This window comes from Streptomyces sp. NTH33 (genome assembly GCF_003236365.1).
Taxonomy (GTDB): Bacteria; Actinomycetota; Actinomycetes; order Streptomycetales; family Streptomycetaceae; genus Streptomyces.
Genome location: NZ_POTZ01000542.1, coordinates 1 through 4,243, shown reverse-complemented (window position 1 = coordinate 4,243; position 4,243 = coordinate 1). Strand labels below are relative to the sequence as shown.

General features: G+C 65.0%; 3 protein-coding genes and 1 pseudogene. 2 read left to right on the top strand and 2 right to left on the bottom strand.

Annotated features, from left to right (window positions below; translation table 11 throughout):
- The first annotated feature begins 48 nt into the window (after positions 1-48).
- Positions 49-2,373 (top strand): BREX-2 system adenine-specific DNA-methyltransferase PglX, encoded by a 2,325-nt coding sequence (gene pglX, locus C1I97_RS32495; RefSeq protein WP_441349176.1) that lies wholly within the window; start codon positions 49-51, stop codon positions 2,371-2,373.
- Positions 2,374-2,443: 70 nt separating this feature from the next.
- Here the strand turns inward: pglX and C1I97_RS32490 are convergent, their stop codons facing one another.
- Positions 2,444-2,605: a DUF397 domain-containing protein gene (locus tag C1I97_RS32490; RefSeq protein WP_309147843.1), complete on the bottom strand. Its 162-nt coding sequence runs from the start codon at positions 2,603-2,605 to the stop codon at positions 2,444-2,446.
- Between the two features lie 35 nt (positions 2,606-2,640).
- Positions 2,641-3,486, bottom strand: a complete 846-nt coding sequence (locus C1I97_RS32485) for a helix-turn-helix domain-containing protein (protein ID WP_111006623.1) — start codon at positions 3,484-3,486, stop codon at positions 2,641-2,643.
- Between the two features lie 282 nt (positions 3,487-3,768).
- On the opposite strand from C1I97_RS32485, the pseudogene C1I97_RS32480 reads away from it, so the two are divergent.
- Positions 3,769-4,243: pseudogene (locus tag C1I97_RS32480) on the top strand (hypothetical protein); the annotation flags it as partial.

Below are 4,243 nucleotides of genomic sequence, written 5' to 3'. Positions count from 1 at the left end.
AGTCAGCGGGACGGGGGGTTCACGGGGCAGATCACGGCCAACTCGTTCATGAAGAGGGAGTTCGGGAAGAAGCTGATTGAGGAGTTCTTCCCGAGGGTTGACCTGACGCATGTGATTGATACGTCGGGGGTTTATATTCCGGGGCATGGGACGCCTACGGTTGTTTTGGTGGGACGGAATCAGATGCCTCGGCAGAACGATGCGGTTAGGGCCGTGTTGGGAGTTCGGGGGGAACCAAGTCAACCTGCCGACCCGGAGCAGGGGTTCGTTTGGCAAGCCATCGCGACACAGACGAGAATGCCCGGGAGCGAGTCGGACTGGGTTACTGTCGAAGACCTAAACCGCACGCCATTCAACCACCACCCATGGTCTCTTTCTGGTGGTGGCGCGTCCCACTTGATGGCACAACTGACGCCATCCACCGGAATTATGAAGGACGCAACTACCCGCATCGGTTTCTTCGGTGACAGCCACGCCGACGAGGCTTTCACCCTGCCGACCACGGGACCTCTGGCCCGGAAATGCCAATCTCTGCAGGCGGAAAACAGCCACCGCGGCGACCAGACACGGGATTGGACGTTTTCTGGCCACGACCTTTCAGTACACCCATACACCACGGAAGGTGAATTGCTGGAAGAAGCCGACCTGGCACCCGCCTTCGTTCGCCATTTCTGGCCTTTGCGCACTGAACTCTGGATGAGGGGCACCTTTGGCGGCTCCACATACCGGGACGACGACCGCAAGTGGTGGGAGTGGCATCAGCACCCGAAGGACGAGAAGGCCGGGGCCTATTCGATCACCTACAGCGAGGTAGCGACACACAATCACTTCGTACTAGATCGAAACGGCAAGGTCTTCAATAGGACAGCACCTATCATTAAGCTACCGAAAGAGGCCACCGAGGAACAGCACCTTGAGCTACTCGGCCTCTTGAATTCATCGTCCGCGTGTTTCTGGATGAAACAAGTAAGCCACGATAAGGGAAGCCAGTCGGGAACTGGCGGCTTTATGCACGATGAATGGGAGCGCTTTTACCAGTTTGCGGCGACCAAGCTCTCAAAGTTCCCTCTGCCAAAGCAATTCCCCCTCGCCCTCAGTCGTGAAATCGACGCGCTCGCCCAGGCTCTGGCCACCCATGAGCCCTCCGCTCTCGCCCGCGAAGCCGTGCCCACCCGTGAGGCGCTGGACGACGCCCGGCGTGCCCAGGAACAGACTCAGGCCCGCATGATCGCCCTCCAGGAAGAGCTGGACTGGACCGTCTACGGGGCCTACGGGCTGCTCACCGACGACGCGGTCGCTCAGACCTCCGTTCCCTTGGATGCGGGCGCCGACGTGCCCAAAGTCGCCCTCGGACAGAGGGCGTTCGAGATCGTGCTCGCTCGCAGTGGTGCCGAAACCGTCTGGTTCGATCGGCACGGGTCCACCCCCGTCACCGAGATCCCCGACCACTGGCCCGACGCCTACAAGAAAGTCGTGCAGGCCCGCATCGATCTGATCGAGGCCAACAAGGACATCCGGCTGATCGAGCGGCCCGAGTACAAGCGCCGTTGGTCCATCGAGCCCTGGGAGAAGCGCGAGGCCACCGCCCTGCAGAACTGGCTGCTCGACGCCGCCGAACGTGAGGAGCTGTGGTTCGAGGAGCAGGAAGGGTTCACCGTGCCCCGGCCGCTCACCGTCAACCAGCTCGCCGACGAGCTGCGCCACGACAAGGACGTGCAGGACGTCGCCACGCTCTACGCCGCCGACCACCTCGGCAAGCGCGACGCCTCCCTCGCCACCGTCCTGGCCGCCGTGATCGAGCCCGAGCACGTGCCCTACCTCGCCGCCCTCCGCTACAAGGACTCCGGCCTACGCAAGCGCGCCCAGTGGGAGCAGGTCTGGGAGCAGCAGCGCGAGGAGGACCGGACCGGGCAGCGGCTCGACATCAAGGTGCCGCCGAAGTACACCAGCGCCGACTTCCTCAAGCAGTCCTACTGGTCCCACCGCGGCAAGCTCGACGTGCCCAAGGAGCGCTTCATCTCCTACCCCGGTGCCTCCCCCGAGGCCGACGGCTCCCTGCTGCTCGGCTGGGCCGGCTGGAACCACCGCGACCAGGCCGACGCCCTCGTCGGAATGATCCGCGACCGCGTCGAGAACGGCGGCTGGGCCAAGGAGGACCCCCGTTTCGTGCCTCTCCTCGCCGGACTGCGCGAGGTGCTGCCCTGGGTCCACCAGTGGTACGGCGAGTACGACGAGGAGTGGGAGGGCAACCCCGCCGAGGAGTTCCAGGCCGCCCTCGAAACGGGCCGCACGGAACGCCAGCTCTCCGAGTCCGACCTCATCAACTGGCGTCCCGAGAAGAAGACTCGCGGCCGCCCGAAGAAGAGCGAGTGACCGACTGGCCTACGGACATGAGTGAGGGGCGGTAGGGAGCACCACGGCTCCCTACCGCCCCTCGGTCACGTCAACCACGTACGGCCATCCGCACAAACTCCGTCCACTGGTCAGCAGGAACGTTGAGAACCGCCGCGTCCGGCCGCTTGGAGTCGCGGACGTACACGGCAGGGCCTGCATCAGCGACCTCTACGCACTGGCCACCGTCTCCTGCGCTGTAGCTGCTCTTCACCCAGGTCAGCTCAGCTATCTGATCGTCGTTGGCGTTCACAACTCTCCCAAGAGCTTCTCGATCCAGGCCAGCGACTCCCTGGGGGTCATGGCTTGCGCTCGCAGGACTCCGTACGTGGACTCGAACCCCTGGACCTTCGCTGGCTCCGTATGCAGGGTGCTGTTGCTCTGCACCTCCGTGTACGCCATCCTGCGCCCTCCCCGCGTGAGGATCAACGTGAAAGGACCTGCAACTCCTGCATGTTCGTCGCGGTCGGTCGGCATCACCTGGAGTTCTACGTTGCGTTCATGTCCGACAAGCAGCAGGTGCTCCAACTGGGCACGCATCACGTCTGTCCCGCCAAGTGGCCTGCGCAGGACGTTCTCCTCGATGACGAAGCTCAGCAGTGGCTTTGGTCGGCGCACCAACAGCTTTTGACGATCCAGTCGCGCCGATACCCGCTGTTCGATGGTCTCGGAGTCCAGCAAGGGGCGCCACATGCCGAAGACCGCACGCGCGTACTCCTCACATTGCACCAAGCCGTTGACCAGGTGGGCATCGTAGGCGTGCAGTTCGGCCGCGTCAGCCTCCAGGCTCGCGAACTCGCGGAAGAACGTCGGATACCGGGCCTTGGCCACCTCCTTCTTCATGGCCATCAACACCCCCCGCGCCCCCGTCTCCCGATCCAGCGCATCGATCAGCTCCGGCTTCGGGATCCGCCGTCCCTGCTCCACCGCCGCGATCTGCGCCTCGCCGTACCCGACCCGCTTGCCCAACTGCGCCTGGGTCAGCCCGGCCATCTCCCGGAAGAGCTTCACCTGGCGACCGAAACAGCGCAGGAACCCCTCGTTGGAGTCCGCCTCCGCGGCCACACCCGCGCCCGAGTCCGCACCCGACTCCATCCGCCTCGCCTCCTCGGTCCCACGCCGATCACTCGCTGCGACTGCACAGTAGGGCGCGTGAGCGTCAACCACGCTCCGACCAGGGCAACTTGCCTCGTATGGGTGAACGCCGTACGCGAAAGCTTTCTTCACTCATCGCGTCCACGCGCACACGTTCCGTGCGGTACGGTCACCTCGACAGCACGTCTTCCGTGCGCCTCGCCGGGCGTACACGAAGACGGCCCCCGCAACGGTTGCAGCCGTTCGCGAGGGCCTGAACCACCAGTGGAAGTGGACTCCACCGTGATTTACCGGCACCTTATCGCGCCCCCGCGCGCCTTCACTCAGTTCTCCCACGACATCATTCGGCACCCCCGCCTGTCCTCGGACGCCGTCCGTCTCCTGACCTGGCAGCTCTCCCTCCCCCAGGGAGCGCGCGAGTCCCTGTCGCGCACCGCCGAACGCGCCCGTATCGGTGCGACCGCCTTCACCCGCGCCAAGCGCCAGCTCAAGGAAGAGGGCTTCGTGCACGAGCGGCGCGTGCAGGTGCCCGGTGGGCTCTGGGTGACCCAACAGCTCGTCTCCAACGTTCCGTTGAGCCCCGGCGAGGCCGCCAAGATCCTCGCGCGGACGCCCGCAGCCGCCGTACCCGAGCCCGCGCAGCGGCCCGTGTCGCCGCAGGTCGCACCGAGTCGCCGTCATCCGGCCGTCGGTGTCCCGACTCCTCGGCGCACCGACGGTCATCCAAGGAAAGACCCCGGGGAGAACACCTCCCACC